The organism is Mucilaginibacter aquariorum (assembly GCF_024498135.1).
In the GTDB taxonomy this organism is placed as follows: Bacteria; Bacteroidota; Bacteroidia; order Sphingobacteriales; family Sphingobacteriaceae; genus Mucilaginibacter; species Mucilaginibacter aquariorum.
This window is the reverse complement of the sequence record NZ_JANHOH010000001.1, coordinates 2,070,104-2,091,758: the sequence shown is the minus strand read 5'-3', so window position 1 is coordinate 2,091,758 and position 21,655 is coordinate 2,070,104. Positions and strand designations below refer to the sequence as shown.

The window sequence follows — 21,655 nt, the reverse complement described above, 5'->3', positions numbered from 1 at the left end:
GGAGAAAACATGCTAACCCTCGATATAAAAGACCTTTCCCCGTTACAAATACAAGCCTACCTTAACCATGCGGTGGCGCCCAGGCCTATTTGCCTGGCATCAACTATGGATAAAGACGGTAATGTAAACCTGAGTCCGTTTAGTTTTTTTAACCTGTTTAGCGTAAACCCACCCATATGCGTGTTTTCGCCGTCGCGCAGGGTGAGGGATAATACTACCAAGCACACGCTGGAAAACCTGAAACAGGTGCCCGAGTGTGTTATCAATATTGTGAACTACGATATGGTGCAGCAGGTATCCCTATCCAGCGTGGAATATCCGGCGGGTGTAAACGAGTTCATAAAAGCAGGCTTAACGGAGCTGCCTTCAACACTGGTAAAACCGCCCCGTGTGGCCGAATCGCCGGTGCAGCTGGAGTGTGTGATAAGAGAGATAATAGCTCTTGCTGAAACACCGGGTGCCGGTAATTTGGTGATTGCCGAGATAAAGCTTATCCATATCAAGGAAGATATTTTAAACGAAAATGGCTCCATCAACCAGGAAAAAACCGATCTGGTGGCCCGCCTTGGCGGTGATTGGTATTGCCGCGTTACAGCCGATAATTTATTTAAGGTGGCCAAACCTGTAAGCACGATAGGTATTGGGGTAGATGCTATCCCTTATGCTATCCGTAACTCAAAAGTACTTACCGGTAATAACCTGGGGCAGTTAGGTAATGTGGAAGTGTTGCCAACTGATGATGAAATAGGAGCCTATGCCCAAACCGACGAGATAAAGGAGCTATTTGATGCCACCATAGGCGACACCCAAACCCGCGAGCTACAGCTGCACCTGAAAGCTAAAAAACTGCTGGATGATGGCTTAGTGAAAGAAGCCTGGATGGTGTTGCTGGCAGATTAGTTTATTGTAGAGGCGCGATACTTCGCGTCTCCTTTAGACAGGTAATTGCATGGCGGGAGACGCAAAGTATTGCGTCTCTACGTTACTTGCCAAAAACGTACTGTTTATTATCTACACTAACCGTTGGCGGCGTGTGGTTCTTTTCAAATAACTCATACCCGGGTTGCATCGTTTTCCAGAAAAAATAATAAGGCGAGCTGGTGAAATTTTTCATGTGGCTGTCATCCATCCGGAATGGGAATATAGCCAGGCTGATGTTTTGCTGGCCTGCTTCCAAAGCTTTATAAACAAGAGTGTAAATTTCTTCGATAGTGGGGTTAGTCATGGCGTAACAACCTATCGACGCGCAACTGCCATGAATCATAATAGCATCGCCGGTATAGCCTTTCAACTTTTCGAGTTTGTTGGGGTAACCAATGTTTATGGATAGATGGTAATTACTTACCGGGTTTAGTTGTTTGGCCCCAACGCTATAAAATCCCTCCGGACTTTTGCCATCCCCCTTGCTCATCTTAGTACCCAAACCACCGGAATAATAACAGACATTGTAGCGTTTAAAGATCTCGTATTTGCTGCCTTTTTTCGCCCATATTTCCAGCTGGTCCAGCTGTTTAAAAACGCGGATGTAAAGGCGGTAATTTTTATCAAAACCTTGTTCACTTAGTTCCCTTTGCAGCTTTGGCCATATGGCAGTACGTGCTGTGCTCGCGCGTTTGCTATCGGGCAGATCAATAGGTTTCGCTATTATACTTAATGATAACAGCAGGATATAAAACAGTTTAGGCATCTATCAAATAATTGGTGAGATAAATATACCTAAATATTTAGTTTGAAAAAGAAATAAATTGTCATGCTGAACATCGTGAAGCATCAACTCGCCTACAAGCATGTAGCACATTAGATTCTTCGCTCCCGCTCAGAATGACAGGGTGGGTTGCATGGTCTTTCACCTTATATCCCCAACACCTGTTTCAATTTTACATAACCTGTTTTGCTCACCGGTATTTTAGCGCCCGATTTTAGGATGGCCAGATGGCTGTCTTTCTCGTAGGGGTCTAAACGGGTTATTTGCTGTATGGCTATGATGTAGGAACGGTGTACGCGCACAAAATATCGTGGGTCAAGGGTCTTCTCGAAGAAGGCCATGGTCTTGTTTTTTAGGAACGCGCCTTCGGCGGTGATCACGCTCACGTAATCATCATCAGCTTGCAGGTATTCTACATCCTGCACAGATATGATCTTTACTTTGGTGCCGGTTTTTACCACAATACGCTCGTTTTGCCCGGGCGATTGGGCGGCTTCTTCTAACAATGGGTTAGTTTTGGTAACCGGAGTAGGGCCGGCAGGTGCCTGCGCCAGTAGTTTTTCAATGGCTTTGGTAAAGCGCTCTTTACTAAAGGGTTTTAAAAGATAATCTACCGCGTGCGCTTCAAACGCTTTTATAGCATATTCATCAAACGCTGTGGCGAATATTACCGCCGGTGGGTTATCCACCAGTTCCAGCATTTCGAAGCCGTTAATTTTTGGCATTTGCACGTCCAAAAATATCAGGTCGGGCTGGTGCTGCTGAATGGCTTTAAGGCCTTCAAAACCATCACCGCATTCCTGCAGCACTTCTATCTGGGGGAAAGCCTGTAAATATTCTTGTACAACCATACGGGCCAAAGGCTCGTCGTCAATAATTAAAGCGCTGATCATAACTGCGGTATTTTTATTATGGTTGTAAATATATTATCATTTGCGTGAGTTTCCATCAAATCGTTACGCGCAAATATTAAATAAAGTCGGCGTTGTACCCCGCTTAAGCCAAAACCGGTTCCTTTACGCGGGCGACTGGTTTTCGGGTCGTAAGGGTTTTGGATCATAATAATAAGGTATTGGTCCTCGGTTTCGGCACGAATGCTTACGGTAACCTCGCCTGTTGTATCGTATAAGCCGAATTTTATGGCGTTCTCTACCAGTGGCTGCAACAGCATGGAGGGCAGTGTGGCCTCACCGCATTTATCATCGCAGCTTATCTCGGTTTGCAGGCGGTGGCCAAAACGTACCTTCTCAATCTCCAGGTATAAATTTAAATGCGTCAACTCATCATTCAGGGGTACTAAAAGCTGATCATCTTTTTTTAAGGTGCCACGCAAAAAGTCTGACAGCTGGTGGATCATCTTCCGCGCTTCATCGGGCTTAAAGCCAATAAGGGCATTAATAGAGTTTAAGCTGTTAAACAAAAAGTGGGGTTGTAATTGCTGGCGAAGATTGTAAAGCTCGGCATCGCGGGCCAGTTTTTCGGCTTCGGTTTTACGGTCGACGGTTTTTTTATGATCCAGTTGGGTATACCACAGGGCGCTGATCATGGCCATCCATCCAATAGCTAAAAACAGCGTAAAGAAGCGTATCACCAACGATTGCTGCAGAAAGTTAAAATACACCTGCCCCATGTTAAACAGCGGCAGTATGTAACGGCAACCGGCAATGCAGGCGGCGGCAAGGGCGGCGCACCATATCAACAGGTATATGTAGCTTTCTTTATCGGGCTGATAATAACGCAAGTTATTATTAATAAGCCAGCATGCACCGCATAGCAATATGCCGCTGGTAGCGCTATCTGTAACAGCGGTCATCCAGGGGAAGCCAAAGCTATGGATAATATAGGCCTGCAAGGAGCCCCATACTAACCCGCAGACCGCGAAGGCCCCGATTAATTTTGATTGCGATAGTTGTGATGAAGCCAAAGCTTTTTGTTTATTGTTAGGTTTTAGTTTTTTGCACCCAGCAGGGCGCTTTTATGATGTGCCCAGGCAATGTAAAGGTCTGGGTCGGTTGCTTCATGTATATTATAGTATAGTTCGGTGCCGTCTGTAAGGCCGCTTAGGGCATTCAGTTCGGCAACATCAATAAACTGCCATTTAACCGTTTGCTTTTTTACGTTTATAAAGCTATCCTGGTTGGCATGGCCAATAGTGCTTGCTTTTTCATAAGCCTCTATTTCGTTTCCGGCATTTATGAGGCGTAATTGCTCGTCAAACTGCGCATTATGATCGCCATTGCCGCTTATCACCCTAAAAACTAATTTTGCTACATACCAGTTCATAACGTATCTCTCCCTTTAAATTATATGATTGATAATCAGATAGGTCTATTTTTTTGATTAATAGCTGCGGATATCGACACCGGCAAACAGCGATACACCTTTTAGCACCAAAACCTTATCGGTAGTGCTGGTTTGTGCGTGTTTAATGCGTTTATCATCCACACCGGCAAATACGGCGGCAAGGTCTGGTATTACATGCCAGTTTGCGGGCACGATAATTTTTGTACCGCCAAATAGCTGGGTAATATCTATTACTACGCGCCCGTGGATATCTGCCTGGGTAAAATCAAGCTCGGTACCGCCAAAAACGTTAGTGATATCGCCACCTCTGAAGTTTTTTGACAGGATGGTTTTGTTAACGCCGCCAAATACAGCGGTAGCGTTAAGGTAATCATCTTCGGATGGCGGGGGGATGCTGCCGGTAGGCTCGGAAGCAGCAGTTTCAGCACCTTCGGTATCAAAGTTTGCTAAAGGCTTTTCGCCACTGTATGGGTTAGCCTGGTATTTTTTATCCCAGTAATCGGTGTTAGGCGTTGCAGGTTCGCCTCTCCGCCTCATTATTATCCATAGGCCAAAACTAATAAGGAGTACCGGCCAGGTAATGTCGCTCACGTTAAAGTGAGGGAATACATCATCGAGCAAAAAGCCCATACCTACTATTACGAGGATAAACCATAGCGGTTTACGAAAGTTATGTTTGGCGCCATAATATAAGCCCCAAACGATAATCCACATTGGCCAGCTAAATATCCAGTGAGGAAAAAAGAAAAAATCGAATTGTTTGATGAGCAGTATACCGCCTACTGCCAATAATATTACCCCGGCTAAAACCTTGTTTTTTGGAGTGCGGTTTGTATCTATATTGTTAGACATGGTCTTCTTATTTTTTAATCTTAACCAAAACTAACTTAAGATTACAGATATGCAAATGTATAATTGGCAATATGATTAAAGAAGTCGGTAAGGGGGTGTAAATTGTCGGTAAAAAATTAGGAGAAGCGATGTTTCGCGTCTGACCGAGTTTGCATTTACCCGTAGAGACGCGATACTTCGCGTCTCTACGATCTGGTGTGTGTGCCTACAGAAATTATCGGTAAAAAATTAGATTGTGGTAAGATTAATAAAATATATACTTTAGGAAACCTAAATAATTACAATGGAACAAGAGTATAGAATATCGATAGGGTATAAAATTTTTTACGGAATAGGCGTGGCCGCTTTGGCTGGATTTGGTGTTTTTTTGTTAAGCAAAATCTCATCAAGCAATAATGTTACCGGCGGAATAATTATATCAATAGTGCTTTTTGCAGTTGCTGGTTTATTTAGTCTATATATTTTAAAGAGACGTGTAGTAGTTTCTAATGAGCAGTTAATTGTAAGCGGAACTTTTGGAACGAAGCAAGCGTTCATTAATGATGTTAAAGGTGTTAGAACCAATGGTAAAGCCGTCTTTATACATTTGGTTAATGGCGGTAAAATAACAATTAACGATTATGATGCCATTGGCAAAAGTGATGAATTAAGCGAGTGGCTAAAAAGTAATTTGAGGGATTTAGATAATGAGGATTACGAAGAAGAAAAGGCAGTAATACTGCAGGATAGCGACCTTGGTTTTACGCAGGAGGAGCGTGAAGTAAAATTAAAGACCAAAGCCAGAATAGCGCTGGCATACTCTGGTGTAACGCTGGTAATAATGGTGATATCGGTTTTTTATCATCAGCGTAATATGTTGTTTTCAACGTTACTTTTTTTCTTTCCGTTAATAGGGATAGCTATTGTGGCTACAAGTAAAGGCCTAATTAGGCTTTACTCAAAAAGAAGCAGCGCATACCCTTCTGTTATGCTCGGAATATTTTTTGCTTGCGCAGCTTTAATATTGCAGGCTGTTTTAGATAATAAAATTTTGGATTTTAATAAAGTGTGGACACCTGTAATAATAGTTGCTGTAGTGATGGTAGCCATATTGAGTTTGATAGTTTCAAAACAGCCGAACCAGGCGTTTAAAAATGAAATACTGCCTATTTTGCTAATATCTGCGGCGTTTAGTTTTGGCTCGGTTATGTATATTAACCGAAACCTTGACAGGTCTAAGCCAGAAATCTTTTCAACAACAGTTACTAATCAGTATATAAAAAGTGGCAAAAATACCACTTACCATATTGTAATTACGGGCTGGGGAACCCACACCGAGGAAGATGACATTACCGTTTCATCTAATTTTTATGACCATGTTCCTGTAGGCACAAAAGTAAACGTAAATTTAATGTCAGGGAAATTGCACATCCCGTGGTATTACATCACCCAATAAATTATACCGCCGGTTCCTGCTGACTCAAACAATGGAAACTCCCCAGCCCCCAGATAATATCTGTTGAATCGATACCGATAACTTTCCTGTCGGGGAAGCAATTCTGCAAAATATCCAGCGCCTTATCATCGTGACGGGAGCGGTAGGTTGGTACAATTACCGCGGCATTACCTATGTAGAAGTTTGCGTACGATGCCGGTAAACGCTGGCCGTCATAAACAACCGCATGCGGCATAGGTAGCTCAACAATGTTTAACTGCTTGCCGTTAAACAGGCGCATGGTTTTAAGGGTTTGCAGGTTTTCCTGCAGTATGTGGTAGTTCTCGTCGTTTTTGTTTTCTTCTACCACCGTAACCACTGTATCGGTATTTACAAAACGGGTAATATCGTCAATGTGGCCGTCGGTATCATCGCCTACAATACCATCGCCAAGCCAAAGTATTTGTTCAACACCGTAATAGTTTTGCAGGTATTCTTCTATCTGCTGCTGGTTTAAATGCGGGTTGCGGTTTTTGTTGAGCAGGCAGGCGGTAGTGGTTAGCAAAGTACCGGCGCCGTTAAAATCAACCGAGCCGCCTTCCATTACAATACCCGGGTGGTATACCGGCAGGTTAAACTGCGCGCCAATTTTTGTAGGGATAACATCATCCAGATCGTACGGAGGATACTTATCGCCCCAGGCGTTATAACCCCAGTCGACAATCACCTTTTCTTTGGTCTCATAATTTACCAAAAAAGCAGGGCCATGATCGCGGCACCAGGCATCGTTTGTGCCAAATTCAAAAAACTCAACTTTGCTTAGGTCGGCACCAACAACCTGTAATTGCTGTTTGGCAAAGGCTGCCATTTGCTCATCAACCACGTTAATACGCACGATCTCACCCTCGGTAAGTACCTTTATGAACTCGGCATATTTGCCGTATATCATCCCCAGCTTACCCGGCCACGAAGCCTCCTTATGCGGCCAGCTTAACCATGTAGCAGTATGCTTAGCCCATTCGGCAGGGAAGAAAAATCCTGCGTTCGCAGGATAGTCGATAGTCGATGGTCGATAGTCCATAGTAGAATTTTTTATAAAGTATTTCGTAAAGCGGTGATCATCTTGCATAACGCTTGATAATCATCATAAAGCTTTTGGAAATCATTTTCGTTAATTATTTTTCTTCGTTTGCCTATAAAAAGGCATGATACAACTTCAATAGCAGACCTCAAAGAATATCCAAGAAATTGTTTAAAGACAGCATTTGTCTGACCTGTACATCCCTCAGCAATGTTTAATACAACAGAGTCGGCAGCCCTTTTAATTTGAGAAGTTAGCACGAAGAGCTCATCTTTTGGAAAGCTACTTTTAGTTAACGTGTTAATTTCATCAGTTAAGTCTAATGCTCTTTGCCAAACCAGAAGACTTTCAAATTTAAATGCCATGGGCTTTTACTATGGTCTATCGACTATCGTCTATGGACTAACTAATCGTTATCTAAAAGTCTTTTCGTTATTGGCTGGTAGCTGTCTATCCTCCGATCACGTAAAAACGGCCAGTGGCTTCTGTAGTAATCAGACTGATCAAGATCCAGCTCTTTTACAATCACTTCTTCCTGCTCAACAGTGGTTTGGTGCAAAACCTCGCCAAACGGATCGGCAAAGAACGAGCCTCCCCAGAATTTAACACCCGCCTCTTCGCCAACACGATTAACGCTTACCACGTGCACACCATTGGCAACAGCATGGCTGCGCTGTATGGTTTGCCAGGCATTATATTGTTTAACGTTGGTAGCCTCGTCCTGCGTGGTTGCCCAGCCAATAGCGGTAGGGTAAAACAGTATTTCGGCACCCATTAATGCAGTAATGCGGGCAGCTTCCGGGTACCATTGGTCCCAGCAGATGAGCACGCCTATGGTAGCAAACTTGGTTTTAAAAACTTTGTAACCCAAATCGCCGGGGGTGAAGTAAAATTTCTCGTAAAAGCCCGGATCGTCCGGGATATGCATTTTGCGGTATTTGCCAAGGTAGCTGCCATCGGCATCTAAAACGGCGGTGGTATTATGGTATACGCCCTGCGCGCGTTTTTCAAATAACGAGGCAATGATCACCACACCCAGTTCGCCAGCAACTTTTTGCAAAGCATCGGTTGATGGGCCGGGGATAGGTTCGGCTAATTTAAAGTTGTCGTAATCTTCCACATCGCAAAAATACAGCGATGTAAAAAGCTCCTGCAGACAAACAATTTGCGCGCCATTGGCGGCTGCTTCCCTAACTTTAACAATAGCCTTATCCAGGTTCTCCTGTTTATTTGCCGTACAGGTCATCTGTACTATACCAACTTTTACCTTACTCATATCTGATAGAAATTTGCGCAAAAATACCGTTTTTTTAGAGATTAGAGAATAGAGATTGGTGGTTAGTTGTGCTTAGCCACTCATCTAAATGTAAACTTTTTTGCCCTATAATTAAACAGGCTATGTAACACTATTGTTAAGGAATGTTAACTAATCTCTAACCTCTGGCAACTAATCTCTAAATCATTACCTTTGCACCCGAATGAAAGATTTAGCAGAAACCGAAGTAGAAGATATGGAGAAGGCTATCAAGCCTAAAACCTGGAAAGATACTTTGTGGAACATTACTAAGCTGGTACTTAAGTTTGCAGTAACATCGGTTCTGCTATACTATGTATTTAGCAAAGTGCCCTTGCAAAAGGTGAAATTGAGGCTGATACACGCCAATTACTGGTGGATGTTTGCCGCGCTGCTATGTTTCTTCGCTTCTATGGTGATGTCGTCATGGCGCTTGTCAAGCTTTTTCAAATCCATCAAACTAAAGCTCGATCCGCGTTTTAATTTTCGTTTATACTTGTTGGGCTTGTTCTATAACTTCCTGTTACCGGGTGGTATAGGTGGCGATGGGTATAAGATCTACCTGCTTAACAAAACCTACAAGCTACCCGCCAAAAAAGTATTTTGGGCTATCATGTTCGATAGGCTCAGCGGCCTGTGGGCTATAGGCCTGATAACCGTAGCGCTGATATTTTTGATCCCGCAGATAGATGTGCATATAGGTATCCCTTTAAGTATCTTCATCGTTGCTTCTATCATTTACTATTTTGTGGCTTACAAGTTCTTCAGGGAGTATACGCATTACTTTTGGCAGGCGCATTTAAAAGCCTTGGCGGTGCAATCGCTACAGGTAACGGCTATTGTATTCATCCTGTTCGGACAAGACTTTACCGGCAAGTTCTCACCTTATTTGCTGTCTTTCCTTATCTCGGCCTTAGCAACCATTATCCCCATTAGCGTTGGTGGTGCAGGTATCCGCGAAACCGTATTTCAGCAGTTATCAAAGGTGTTCCCTATGGATATTGATCTGGCGGTTTTTCTGCCGATATCTTTTTACCTGATCTCTATCATCGTTGCCTTATCCGGCATTTACTATGTGCTGCGCCCAAGCCGACTGGAAGAGGGTTTGCCCAAAACAGAAGATAATTTGGAAAATCAGCAGGCTTAAAATATTTTATTCTTAACTGCTTTTGCCCGCCACAATAAAAGGTAATATTTGTGCAATTTATCTGATACAAACGTTATTTAGCTAAACCATATTTCCTAATTTCGCGTTTCTATATTATAAACCCGAAGATACGGAATGAGCGATTTTAATGATTTTAATAACCCGCAGGTTGCGGCATTGCCCCGTCATTTAAAGCAATTTATTGTAGACCAGCACTACGAACATTACACCCCGGTTGACCATGCCGTTTGGCGCTATGTAATGCGCCAGAATTACAGCTATCTAAAGGATGTTGCCTACTATCCGTATATCCCGGGCCTGCAAAAGGCGGGGCTAACTATCGAGAAAATTCCCGATTTGCAGGATATGAATAACGCGCTGGCCAAAATTGGTTGGGGTGCGGTTACTGTCGATGGTTTTATACCTCCTGCCGCTTTTATGGAGTACCAGGCTTACCGCGTGCTGGTTATTGCTGCCGATATCCGCCAGTTAAAACATATAGAATATACACCCGCTCCCGATATTATCCATGAGTCGGCAGGGCATGCACCCATTATTGCCGATAAAGACTACCACGAATACCTGAGCTATTTTGGTTCGATAGGTGCTAAGGCCATGTTTAGCGCGCAGGACTTTGAATTGTATGAAGCCATAAGGGCCCTATCCATACTAAAAGAAATGCCCGATGCGGATGAAGCCGAAATAAAAAAGGCCGATGAACTGGTTGCCTGGCACCAGGAAAATATGGGCGAACCCTCTGAAATGGCCCTGCTTAGTCGCCTGCACTGGTGGACGGTAGAGTACGGTCTGATTGGTACATTGGACAATCCTAAGATCTACGGTGCCGGTTTGCTTTCCTCGATAGGCGAGAGTGCCAGCTGCATGCAGGAGCAGGTTAAAAAGCTGCCCTATACCATTGATGCGGTAAACTATAGTTACGATATTACCAAAACGCAGCCACAGCTGTTTGTTACCCCAACTTTCCAAAACCTGATTGATGTGCTGGAAGAGTTTGCCGATACCATGTCGTTCCGCCGTGGCGGTGCGTATGGCTTGCAAAAGGCTATCGATAGTAAAAATACCTGTACCGCGGTTTACAGCTCAGGCCTGCAGGTGTCTGGTACGTTTACAGAGTTTACTACCGATAAAAACGGCGAACCGGTATTTATCAAAACCACAGGCGAGACCGCGCTGGCTGTTGGTAATAAGCAACTGAAAGGCCACGGTAAAAATTATCATAAGGATGGCTTTAGCTCGCCGGTTGGTAAACTTAAGGGTTATGAAAAATCGCTGGAAGATCTTACTCCCGATGAATTAAGATATGCCGGAATTGAAACCGGCAAAGAAATTTCCCTGACTTTTGAGAGCGGCATCACCGTGTCCGGAAAAGTGGCGGATATCACTACAAAAAATAACAAAAATGTGCTAATCAAGGTCGAAAAATGTACGGTTTTGGACGAAAAAAGGCGAGTCCTGTTCGACCCTTCATGGGGCATTTACGACATAGCAGTGGGTGAGCAGATAACATCCGTTTTTTGCGGCGCCGCCGATAAAGATGCGTTCCTGGAGATAACCTACAAATCTAAAACCGGCACCCATCATCCCGAATATGACCAGAAGACTAAAGAGCTTCATCAGCTATACCAGCAGGTAAGAAACCGCAGGCATAACGGCGGCGACCTTGGCTTTTTAGGTAATGTGTGGATGGTGCTCCAAAAGTTCCACCATGACGATTGGCTATGCGCTTTGGAGATATTAGAATTATTAGATCATGAAGGAGCAGAACCCGCCTTGGCTGCCGAAATTAAGCAGTTTTTACAGGAAAAGGCGGCTGCCCAACCCGAATACAAAAAGCTCATAAGTGATGGGTTATACTTGATAAAACACCCGGTAGAAGAGAAGTTGGTAGTTTAGATAACAATACTAAATTTGCATATCTATACACAATTAGTTCCCCTGCAAGGGGGTTAAGGGGGTTTATGAATATCATTATAACGGGCGCCAGCAGCGGAGTAGGCTTTGAAGCTGTATTGGAATTAATATTATCAGGCAAGCATAAGGTGATGGCCCTGGCACGATCGCAGGATAAGCTGGAGAAGTTGCTGGAAATCGCAAAAGGCTTAAACCCTGATTGTGAAGTATATGCCATTGCTTTTGATATTGTTCATGATGATTATGCCGGTTTGCAGCAATTTATTACCGCTAACTTTGATGGCAAGGTAGATGTGTTGGTGAATAATGCCGGTGTATTAATAAACAAACCCTTTACCAAGCTACTGGAGACTGATTTTGTAGAAATGCTGCAAAGCAACTACATAGGCCATGTGCGGATCATCCAAAGCTTACTGCGGTTTATGGGCGATGGGTCGCACATCCTTAATATAGGCAGTATGGGCGCTTTTCAGGGCAGCGCCAAGTTTAACGGCTTGCTGGCCTATTCGGCAAGTAAGGCCGCTTTGCATACCCTAACCGAGTGCCTGGCCCAGGAACTGGTTGAACAGGGCATTAAAGTGAATTGCCTTGCCTTAGGATCGGCACAAACCGAGATGCTGGAACAAGCCTTCCCTGGTTACGAATCGCCGGTTATGGCGTTTGAGATGGGTAAATACATCGCCGATTTCGCGGTAACAGGTCACCGGTTTTTTAATGGAAAAGTGCTGCCGGTAGCCGTGTCAACGCCGTAGTTTCGGCTAAAGCCGGATTGCCTGCTTACTATTCGTCCCATAAATGGGACGGCAATGAATAATACCCACAAGCAGATAATTTCATTGCCGTTGGCTTCAGCCAACTGAACGCAAAACATGCTATCGGCTTTAGCCGAATAGCTTATTCTTTACTGCTAATTTTTACAAATTCGTTCACTACAACTTCGGTAACATAGCGTTTCACGTCATCTTTATCATTGTAATTACGTGCTGCCAGTTTGCCTTCAATAATAACGGCATCGCCCTTTTTTAAATAGCTTTCGGCCATAGTTGCCTGTGTGCCCCAAAACACAATATTGTGCCATTGAGTATCAGTAACCTTTTCGCCTTTGTCATTTTTGTAACTTTCATTTGTAGCAATTGATAAACGAACCATCTTGCGGTTGTTGTCAAAAGTTCTTACATCCGGGTCCATACCTACGTTACCCATCAATCTTACGCTGTTTTTAATAGTAGCCATTTTATATTACGTTTTATGTTTAGATAATTATTAACAGCACAAATTTGCAGCTTGGGTTAAGTGTTAGTCGGGTAGTAATTAGTTATAAGCGGTTATATCCGTTTGCAAACGTTTGCAAACGGATAATTAAATTGTTATCTTTAGGGTATGAGCGCGGAAAGAAAATGTTTGGATTGTGGTACTTTATTGCATGGCCGTGCGGATAAAAAGTTCTGTAACGACCTGTGCCGCAATAACTACAATAATCAGCTCAATAGCAACAGCTATAACCTGGTGCGTAACATAAATAATATTTTACGCCGTAACCGGCGCATAATTGAAGAAATGAACCCATCGGGTAAAACAAAAACCACCCGCGAAAAGATGCTGGTGAAAGGGTTTGATTTTGATTACTTCACCAGTAGTTTTAAAACCCAGGCCGGTGCGCGTTATTTTTTCTGCTATGAACATGGTTACCTGTTGCTTGAGGCTGACGAGGTGCTACTGGTAAAAAGTAAGAAGGAAACCAGCAAATTCACCGAGGACTCACAACGTAATTAAACACCTGCATTAGCTAATGAAAGGCACCCCTTGTAAACTCAAATGTTCATCTGTAGGTAAATTATATGCACAACTGAGTAGATGACAAAACCGTGAAGCATAATGCCTGTTACTTTTCCATATTTGTACAAACACAATAATATGGCTCATCTATTCTCCCCAATAAAAATAAAAAGCATTGAATTTAAGAACCGCATAGTGGTATCGCCCATGTGCGAATATTCCAGTACCGATGGTTTTGCCAATAACTGGCACCTGGTACATTTAGGCAGCCGCGCGGTTGGCGGTGCCGGATTGGTCATTACCGAAGCAGCGGCCGTGTCGCCCGAAGGCCGCATCACTTTTGCCGATTTGGGCATTTACAAAGACGAACACATAGCTAAGCTGAAAGAAATTACCACCTTTATTGAAGAACAGGGTGCGGTTGCCGGTATACAGTTGGCGCATGCAGGCCGCAAGGCAAGTCATACCGAACCATGGAATGGCGGTAAACAACTACAACCCACAGAAGAAAACGGCTGGGAGGCGGTAGCACCAAGCGCGATAGCATTCAGCAGAAGCGAAACAGCGCCGCTTGAGTTGGATAAGGCTGGTATAAATAAAGTTATCGCCGATTTTAAAGTGGCAACAGAACGTGCTGTAAAAGCCGGGTTCAAAGTGATAGAGCTACATGGCGCGCATGGATATTTGATAAATGAATTTCTTTCGCCGCATAGTAATAAACGTACCGATGAATATGGTGGATCGTTCGAGAATCGCATTCGTTTTCTGCTGGAAGTTATAGCAGCCGTGAACGAAGTTTGGCCCGCAGATCATCCGTTGTTTGTTCGTTTATCTACAACAGAATGGACAGAGGGTGCATGGACAATTGACGATTCTATCGCGTTAGCAAAAATATTGAAAGATAAGGGTGTTGACCTGATAGACTGCTCTACCGGTGGCAATGTTGCCGGCGCGCAAATCCCGTTGAAACCCGGTTACCAGGTAGAATTTGCCGAAGCGGTTAAAAAGCAGGCAGATATACTTACCGGTGCAGTTGGGTTGATAACTGAAGCAAAACAAGCCGATGAGATCATCCAAAGCGGGCAGGCCGATATGGTAATAATGGCCCGCGAATTACTGCGTGATCCACATTTTCCGCTGCGTGCCGCACATGAGCTTGGGCATGATGCAAAATGGCCGGTACAGTACGAACGGGCTAAGTGGTGAGGCCTCACCCCGGTCCTCTCCTTTGCAGAGGATTTAGGTGAGGCTATTGCGAAGCAAAGACCTGGTGAGTCAATCGCCGCGTTCCATATTTAATTTATGATTCCTTAACATCTAATATTTTAATTCAACCCAACATATTATTAAATTAGCAAAAACTCAAAAAACATACAACTATGAAACGTACAGCAAACGCACATTGGAATGGCACCTTACAAGAAGGTAAAGGTGAAATAACCACACAAAGCACAATCCTTAACAAAACACAATATTCTTTTAAAACCCGTTTTGCCGATGGTGTAGGCACTAACCCCGAAGAACTGATAGCTGCTGCACACGCGGGTTGCTTTACTATGGCGGTTGGCGCGGCTTTATCACAACAAGGCATTACCCCAGGCGATCTGACTACCGATGCTATCCTTGATCTGGATATGCAGGCGCTTGAAATTAAAGGCATCCACCTGGAGCTTAAAGCATCTGTAATTGATGGTGTTGACGAGGCTAAATTTAAAGAAGTTGCCGAAGGCGCCAAAGCAGGCTGTATAGTGTCAAAAGCGCTTAGCGTGCCTATCACTTTAAATGTTACTTACGCTTAATTAAGCATAAATATATGGTAAACAGCGATGGCCAAAACCATCGCTGTTTTATTTTGTAGCTATTGATAAACTATTAATATGTTCAATACCCAACGCTCCCGCATTTCGTTGACTCTCTCGTTTGCCCTGGTTATTACCGGGTTTTTGATATTTCTATTCTTTTACATCAAACACGAGTTTAACACCACCCGTGCCGAGGTTACCGAAGATGCCATGGTAACGCGTGTAATAGCTATGGGGAAGCTGGAACTGGTTAAATATGCCATGAAAGACGTGGTAGAGAAAAAAGAGCTGCACATGATACTGCCGGATTCTAAAGTGTTGTTTGTGGCAGTAGGAGAGGTAACCGCCTGTATCGATCTTACAAAAGTTAAAAAGGGCGACATCAGCCAAAGTAAGGATACTGTGGAGATAACGCTGCCCCAACCCGAGATCTGTTATGTAAAGCTTGATCACCAAAAATCACGGGTGTATGACGTATCGGGCGTGTGGTTCCCCGATAAAACACGCACCATGGTAGAAGATGTATACAAACTTGCCGAAAAGAAAATGCTTACCACTGCTACTGAAATGAACCTGATAGGCAAAGCCCGCGAAAATGCAGGGTTAATATTCAAACCATTTTTGGAGAATATATCCGGGAAAAAAGTGGTTATCAGATTTAAATAAAACGGGTAACTAAATTTTTAATTATATGTAATATATTTAGGGAATTGTAATCTAATGTTATAATCTAACAACTTAGTATGACCATAAAAATTACCAAACTTTTAACCCTTACCGCTGTGGGTATGGTATCTGCCCTATACGCAGTTGCCCAGCCCCGGTTACCCGAAGGCTATTTTTATAAAAAACTGCCAAACGGACTGGATGTTGTTGTTATCGAGAACAGCAAGGTACCACTTACCACTATCGAAATTGCTGTAAAGAACGGTGCCTACACCGAAGGACCGGAGTACAGTGGCCTTTCGCACCTTTTTGAGCACATGTTTTTTAAAGCCAACAAGGATTATCCCACACAAGAGAAATTTTTAAAACGTACGCAGGAGCTGGGTGCTATTTGGAATGGCACTACCAGTAACGAGCGTGTGAACTATTATTTCACCATAGGTAAAGATAGCCTGAATGCTGGTTTAAAGCTGATGAATGCATCAGTACGTTTCCCTATATACCGGGAAGAAGATATGACCAAAGAGCGCCCTGTTGTTGACGGTGAGTTTCAGCGTAACGAGAGCAGCCCGGGTTTTCAGTTATATTATGATATCAGCAAAAACCTTTGGGGCGATTTAATAACCCGTAAAATGCCAATTGGTATTCACGAGGTTATCAATACAGCTACGCCGGAAAAGATGATGATCATCAAAAACAAGTATTACTTCCCTAATAATAGTCTGCTTACTATTTGTGGCGATATTAAACATGAGGATGGCTTTAAAAAAGCAGAGGCTATTTTTGGCGATTGGGCAAACAGTGGTTTCAACCCGCACGAAAAATACCCTATCCCGGCCTTTAAGCCGGTTGAAAAAAGCGTTGCTTTTGTAAAAGAAATGTCGATAGCGCGTACACCGTTTATGATGTATGCATGGCAGGGTCCGGCTTATATGACGGATTCAGCATCTACCATTGCTGCCGATGTATATTCAACCATGTTGGATCTTAACTCATCAAAACTACAGCAGGCGCTTGTTGATAAAGGCCTGGCATCGTCATCAAGCTTAAGCTATAACACCAGCCATTATACAGGCATGATATCGTTATTTGTGGTGCCAAATCCAACCAAAATTAAGGAGTGTTATGATGAGGTAAAAAACCAGATGAGCCAGTGGGGCAAAGCTGATTATTACACTGATGAGCAGTTAGCCGATGCAAAAGCTATTTTACTACGTAACCATAGCCGCGAGCTGGAAAAACCATCGTCGTTGCCATCGCAGATGAGCTTCCAATGGTGCAGTACATCGCTTAATTACTATACTGATCTTACTGATAATTACCAGAAGGTAACGCGCGCGGATATTGCCAAATACATGAATACTTATATAGTAGGTAAACCGATGGTATCTGGCATAATATTAACGCCAGAGGCAAGCAAGGCAGCAAATGTGGCTTCGTTTTTTGTAGCTAATTAATTTAAATAAAACACGATGAAGAAATATATATATCTATTGTTAATTGCTACTGCGACTACGGGCGTTAAACCTGCTTTTGCCCAGCAAAAAGCATACGAAATGATGGTTGATGGCGTAAAAGTTATTGTACAGCCAAGCGGTAACGATATTGTTGAGATACAAACCGTTATTAAAGGTGGTGTACAAAATTACCCGGCCACAAAAATGGGTATCGAATCGATGGCGATGAATGCCCTTACTGAGTGCGGTACGTTAAAGCACGATAAAAATGCCTTCAAAAATCAGCTGGATAAGATCAGCGCGGCCGTTTATGGCTACACCAACAAAAACTTTTCTGTTGTAAAACTAAATTGTATAAAAAGCGATTTAGACACTGCATGGCCTTTATATGTTGAGGCTATTACCATACCTAAGTTTGATGCCAAAGAGTTTGAGCGGATTAAACAAGATGCCATAACTGAACTAAAATCTCAGGATTCCGACCCAGATAATGCCATTGATAAATATGCCGATAAGATAGCTTTTGCAGGCAGGGATTATGTAAAAGACCCTAATGGTACGCCAGAGATCATTCAAAAACTTACTGCTGAAGAAACCAAAGCATATTACCATTCGGTATTGGTTAAATCGCGCATGCTGATCGTTGTGGTTGCAGATCTTGACCGCGCCGCTGTAGAAGCCAAAGTAAAAGGTATGTTAACCGGTATTAAACAAGGGGCGCCTTTCGAATTGAAGAAGTCATTTTTCAGGGCATACAAAAATACATTCTCGGGCGAAAGCCGCGAGCTGGCTACTAACTATGTAGAAGGTGTAACCAGCGGACCTGCACCCGGCACACCAGACTTTGATGCCTTTAACGTTGCTATGAGGATATTTGCTGATAAACACTTTTTAGATGTACGTACCAACAACGGTTTATCATACGCGCCACAGTCATGGTTTAGTGTTGGTGCTACGTCGGTAGCTAAGTTTTCGGTATCAACCACCCAGCCGGATAAATATATAGCTGTGTTTGATAAACTGGTAGACAGGATAAAAACGCAGGGTTTTAACGCTGCCGAGGTTGCCGATATGAAAGTTACTTACCTAACCGGTTTCTATTATAAAAACGAAACTAACACCGCTCAGGCATCGTCAATAGTATCAAATGAAGTGCTGCACAATAACTGGAAGCGCTCGTTAACCCTTGCCGAGGATGTAAAGAAACTAACGCCTACACAGGTAAGCGATGCTTTCCGTAAATATATTGGTAACATTATTTGGGTGTATCAGGGCGATACCAAAAAAGTAAATCCGTTACTGTTTACCAACGGTACTTTAAACAAAGGTGATAACGCTGTAACTCATTAATTACCTATAATTGATTTATGAGCCCTAAGTAGATAACAATATCTGCTTAGGGCTTTTTTATTATAGGCTCTTTACTTGGTAATACCGCTTTTCTTCTATTGCGGCTTCGCCACAGGTCGCCTTTATGATGGGTGGGTATGTTATCGCCCAGAAGCTTACCCCAGGGTTTAAGATCGTCAATACGATCGAACACTATCTTTAATACGGCTACAAATGGTATGGATAAGAACATACCGGACAGGCCCCAAAGCGCATTGCCCAGCAGCACTACAATTATGGACATCAGGGCGTTTATCTGCACTTTTGATGATACTATTCGGGGTACCAGTATGTTGTTGTCAATAAATTGAATAACAATATAAGCCACAATTACGCCTAACTGGGTAGAATAGCCATCTTTTGTAACAGTAGCCATTAATACTGGTAAAGCTATCGCTATGATGCCTCCTAAATAGGGTATCAGATTTAGAATAGCACCTATACAACCGATCAGGATGCCGTATTTTACGCCCAATAATATCAATGCTGTCGAATTCATGGCGGCTACGATGATCATCTCTATCAGTAAACCTACAATATAGCTTTGTATAGCTGTTTTTGTTTCGCTTAATACGTCACTTACCTTTTTAGAGTTCTCTTCTGAGAAAACTTCATATAAAAAATTCAGGATCAGTGATTTATAAAACAGCATTAAAAAAATGTAAACAGGTAGTAAAAATATAATGGCCAGCGTACCCAAAACGCTGTTAACCGTGCGGCCAAGTATAGCCTGGCTATTGTTTAGCGCATCTTTTAACATTTGCTCCTGTTTGGTGATCTCCACCCCAAAGGTGCCCTGGATCCAGTTTTTAAGGTCGATAGTTATCTCTTCAAACTTTTTCTGCAGCGTGGGCAGCGAATCGCCAAACTGAATAATTTGCGTGCTAAGGAAATAGAATACCGTTGCCACGCACAGTATCATAATAAGCATAGCAATAGCAATAGAGATGCCCTTAGGTATTTTATACCGTTGCAGGCGGTTGCAAAGCGGGTTTAGTAATATTGCCAAAAAGGCCGCGAAAGCCAGCGGAACCAAAATATCTGCCAGTTGGATAAGCACATAAACTAATAATATAAGTCCGAATAATACGGCTGTACTTTGTATATAAAAAGGCTGGTCTTTAATTTTCACCGACATGTAATTGTGTTTGCATATTTAACACAAAAGGAGCGTAGGCGATAATTGTTTTTGAGGAAACAAAAACGCGTCATTACCAGAAGAGGCAATGACGCGTTGTAAAGCTGCAATGTTTCTTAATTATTATTCAATTGTAATGATATATCATATTTTGTTGAAAATGTTTTTGGTGAATAGTACGGGACAATAAAGTTATCGCCAAACCATAAAATAGATTCACCTGCCGAATAGCTTTTATTGTCAAGGTGTTTTTTAGATAAGCGTTCCATTTTATCCCACTTACCTGTGCTTATGTCAAGCACCCCATATACGCCAATTGTTGTAAGCATGCCTTTTCTTGAATTGGCCAATATATGTAGTTTGTTTTTGTTGACATGATAACCGATTTGTAAACGAACGCGTGGAAACATGCTGTTGGCAGGTAAAACCTGTTGGTATTTTAATTGCAGGTCCTGGTCAAAACCATTCAATAGTAAAGCATCTTCGCAATAATAGATATCGCTTTGCCTTTCACGTATCGTGTAATTTGATGACAAACCTACTATTAGCCTTCCCGATATTTCGTTCATATACTTAATGCCCATGCCCCACGAGCTACCAAGTTTTACGTCATCAAGGTCTTTATTAACAGGTGTAAAGCTTTTCTTAATGGCTTTTAGGTTTTTTTTATCGAGTATCTGCACTACATACGATTTTTTGTTTGTGGCAAAATCAAGTTTACCTACACCCAGCTCAGGGTCTTTATCCTGGTTTAAGTAAATCATCCCGTAATAAAGCTGATCGGGGTTTTCGGCAGGCTTAAGGTACAGGTTATCGGCAATAACGGTGTTTTTGCTCACTTCAATATTTACGGCAACAGCCAGCTGGTTTGACGGTGTAGTTTTGCCTGCATCGTACTTATAGATCTCTATACTTGGGCCGTTTAACCAGCTTACAAACATATCGGCATGTTTGTTCCATGCAAGTGATACAAATAATCCGTTAGAGATAATCGGCTTAAAGGCTTTAACAGAATCCAGTTTATCATCAAATTCCACCACGGTTAAATTGCGGGTTTCATTCAGTTCTTTATAATAAGGGCCTGTGGTAAAAAGGCTTACAATAGGCACAATAAAATGTATTTTACGTTTATAACCGGTTTGCCTTACAGCAAGTTTAAAAAATTCGCCCTCGCCGGTATACATCTGCGGGAATTCCATATACTCGTCTGATGATTTGTATACCACTTTATTAGCCAATACATTGCCGTTGGCAGGGTTCACTACGTAAGCTACAAATGTATTATTAGTGCCTTTCATCGTACTGTGGTCAGACGATGCCAGGGCTATTATCTTCCCTTTAAGCTTATCTGTCTTTATGCCATATCCGGCTAACGAAGTTTTCCAAACAACCTGCATTTTATCATTCACGGCAATTAAATCAAAATTCTCATCATCGGTATTCACCTGTATAATGTTCAGGTGATCGTTAAACGCGAAGGTGTTTGATGTTTTAATGCCTTTTATAAAGTCTTCAGTAACCTGTGGCTCGTTTTGGGCTAATACAAATAAAGGAAGAAACAGGAAAATTAGATACGTGAGTAAGGTTTTTATCATATAGTTTAGGTTTAGGGAAATTCAAAGATAGGTTTTTAGTATTTGCCTGCGGCAGATAATAAAAAAGCGCCGGAAAAATCCGGCGCTTTCTATCTCTTTTGTC

22 protein-coding genes are annotated in these 21,655 nt (G+C 42.7%); 11 read left to right on the top strand and 11 right to left on the bottom strand.

The window, feature by feature from the left end; genetic code table 11:
* Nucleotides 1-9 precede the first annotated feature (9 nt).
* A complete protein-coding gene (locus NPE20_RS09070; RefSeq protein WP_256538297.1) occupies nt 10-900 on the top strand; it encodes a flavin reductase family protein in 891 nt (296 codons plus the stop codon).
* An 82-nt stretch (nt 901-982) separates the two neighbouring features.
* Here the strand turns inward: NPE20_RS09070 and NPE20_RS09065 are convergent, their stop codons facing one another.
* The 5 genes from NPE20_RS09065 to NPE20_RS09045 all read right to left on the bottom strand — a co-directional run bounded on the left by NPE20_RS09065 (nt 983) and on the right by NPE20_RS09045 (nt 4,861).
* Complete coding sequence (locus NPE20_RS09065) at nt 983-1,687, bottom strand: L,D-transpeptidase family protein (RefSeq protein ID WP_256538296.1); 705 nt, start codon at nt 1,685-1,687, stop codon at nt 983-985.
* A gap of 164 nt (nt 1,688-1,851) precedes the next feature.
* Nucleotides 1,852-2,598, bottom strand: a complete 747-nt coding sequence (locus tag NPE20_RS09060; protein WP_256538295.1) for a LytR/AlgR family response regulator transcription factor — start codon at nt 2,596-2,598, stop codon at nt 1,852-1,854.
* Nucleotides 2,595-3,629 (bottom strand): sensor histidine kinase, encoded by a 1,035-nt coding sequence (locus tag NPE20_RS09055; RefSeq protein ID WP_256538294.1) that lies wholly within the window; start codon nt 3,627-3,629, stop codon nt 2,595-2,597. The genes NPE20_RS09060 and NPE20_RS09055 overlap by 4 nt, the downstream gene beginning before the upstream one ends.
* Before the next feature lie 23 nt (nt 3,630-3,652).
* Complete coding sequence (locus NPE20_RS09050; protein WP_256538293.1) at nt 3,653-3,988, bottom strand: DUF4288 domain-containing protein; 336 nt, start codon at nt 3,986-3,988, stop codon at nt 3,653-3,655.
* Between the two features lie 57 nt (nt 3,989-4,045).
* Nucleotides 4,046-4,861, bottom strand: a complete 816-nt coding sequence (locus NPE20_RS09045) for a LiaF transmembrane domain-containing protein (protein ID WP_256538292.1) — start codon at nt 4,859-4,861, stop codon at nt 4,046-4,048.
* A gap of 283 nt (nt 4,862-5,144) precedes the next feature.
* Between NPE20_RS09045 and NPE20_RS09040 the strand changes: the two genes are divergently transcribed.
* Entirely contained in the window at nt 5,145-6,296 is a 1,152-nt protein-coding gene (locus NPE20_RS09040; RefSeq protein ID WP_256538291.1) for a hypothetical protein, read from the top strand.
* 1 nt (nt 6,297) lies between these two features.
* Here NPE20_RS09040 and NPE20_RS09035 read toward each other — a convergent pair whose 3' ends face one another.
* From NPE20_RS09035 to NPE20_RS09025, 3 genes are read right to left on the bottom strand one after another with little or no spacing between them, the layout of a single operon-like run.
* Entirely contained in the window at nt 6,298-7,356 is a 1,059-nt protein-coding gene (locus NPE20_RS09035) for an agmatine deiminase family protein (protein WP_256538290.1), read from the bottom strand.
* A gap of 11 nt (nt 7,357-7,367) precedes the next feature.
* Complete coding sequence (locus NPE20_RS09030; protein ID WP_256538289.1) at nt 7,368-7,721, bottom strand: four helix bundle protein; 354 nt, start codon at nt 7,719-7,721, stop codon at nt 7,368-7,370.
* Nucleotides 7,722-7,762: 41 nt separating this feature from the next.
* Nucleotides 7,763-8,632, bottom strand: coding sequence for a carbon-nitrogen hydrolase (locus NPE20_RS09025; protein WP_256538288.1), 870 nt, complete (start codon nt 8,630-8,632; stop codon nt 7,763-7,765).
* Between the two features lie 202 nt (nt 8,633-8,834).
* Between NPE20_RS09025 and NPE20_RS09020 the strand changes: the two genes are divergently transcribed.
* From NPE20_RS09020 to NPE20_RS09010, 3 genes are all read left to right on the top strand, one after another.
* Entirely contained in the window at nt 8,835-9,797 is a 963-nt protein-coding gene (locus tag NPE20_RS09020) for a lysylphosphatidylglycerol synthase transmembrane domain-containing protein (protein WP_256538287.1), read from the top strand.
* Nucleotides 9,798-9,932: 135 nt separating this feature from the next.
* Entirely contained in the window at nt 9,933-11,711 is a 1,779-nt protein-coding gene (locus NPE20_RS09015) for an aromatic amino acid hydroxylase (protein ID WP_256538286.1), read from the top strand.
* A 65-nt stretch (nt 11,712-11,776) separates the two neighbouring features.
* Nucleotides 11,777-12,481 (top strand): SDR family NAD(P)-dependent oxidoreductase, encoded by a 705-nt coding sequence (locus NPE20_RS09010; RefSeq protein ID WP_256538285.1) that lies wholly within the window; start codon nt 11,777-11,779, stop codon nt 12,479-12,481.
* A gap of 142 nt (nt 12,482-12,623) precedes the next feature.
* On the opposite strand, the gene NPE20_RS09005 is transcribed toward NPE20_RS09010, so the two are convergent.
* Entirely contained in the window at nt 12,624-12,962 is a 339-nt protein-coding gene (locus NPE20_RS09005) for a single-stranded DNA-binding protein (RefSeq protein WP_256538284.1), read from the bottom strand.
* Between the two features lie 147 nt (nt 12,963-13,109).
* Here NPE20_RS09005 and NPE20_RS09000 point away from each other — a divergent pair, with 147 nt between their 5' ends.
* The 6 genes from NPE20_RS09000 (at nt 13,110) to NPE20_RS08975 (ending at nt 18,780) form a co-directional block, all read left to right on the top strand.
* Nucleotides 13,110-13,502 (top strand): hypothetical protein, encoded by a 393-nt coding sequence (locus NPE20_RS09000; RefSeq protein ID WP_256538283.1) that lies wholly within the window; start codon nt 13,110-13,112, stop codon nt 13,500-13,502.
* Nucleotides 13,503-13,643: 141 nt separating this feature from the next.
* Nucleotides 13,644-14,711, top strand: a complete 1,068-nt coding sequence (namA, locus tag NPE20_RS08995; RefSeq protein WP_256538282.1) for an NADPH dehydrogenase NamA — start codon at nt 13,644-13,646, stop codon at nt 14,709-14,711.
* Nucleotides 14,712-14,884: 173 nt separating this feature from the next.
* Entirely contained in the window at nt 14,885-15,304 is a 420-nt protein-coding gene (locus NPE20_RS08990) for an OsmC family protein (RefSeq protein ID WP_256538281.1), read from the top strand.
* A 78-nt stretch (nt 15,305-15,382) separates the two neighbouring features.
* Entirely contained in the window at nt 15,383-15,973 is a 591-nt protein-coding gene (locus NPE20_RS08985; RefSeq protein ID WP_256538280.1) for a DUF4230 domain-containing protein, read from the top strand.
* Nucleotides 15,974-16,050: 77 nt separating this feature from the next.
* The gene (locus NPE20_RS08980) at nt 16,051-17,430 is read left to right on the top strand and encodes a M16 family metallopeptidase (RefSeq protein ID WP_256538279.1); all 1,380 of its coding nucleotides are present in this window, start codon (nt 16,051-16,053) and stop codon (nt 17,428-17,430) included.
* Between the two features lie 15 nt (nt 17,431-17,445).
* Nucleotides 17,446-18,780 (top strand): M16 family metallopeptidase, encoded by a 1,335-nt coding sequence (locus NPE20_RS08975; RefSeq protein ID WP_256538278.1) that lies wholly within the window; start codon nt 17,446-17,448, stop codon nt 18,778-18,780.
* Nucleotides 18,781-18,826: 46 nt separating this feature from the next.
* Here NPE20_RS08975 and NPE20_RS08970 read toward each other — a convergent pair whose 3' ends face one another.
* Both NPE20_RS08970 and NPE20_RS08965 read right to left on the bottom strand, forming a co-directional pair.
* Nucleotides 18,827-19,957 carry an AI-2E family transporter gene (locus tag NPE20_RS08970; protein WP_256538277.1) on the bottom strand — a complete coding sequence of 377 codons (1,131 nt, stop codon included), beginning with the start codon at nt 19,955-19,957 and terminating at the stop codon, nt 18,827-18,829.
* 116 nt (nt 19,958-20,073) lie between these two features.
* Entirely contained in the window at nt 20,074-21,552 is a 1,479-nt protein-coding gene (locus NPE20_RS08965; protein ID WP_256538276.1) for a hypothetical protein, read from the bottom strand.
* Between the last annotated feature and the right edge of the window lie 103 nt (nt 21,553-21,655).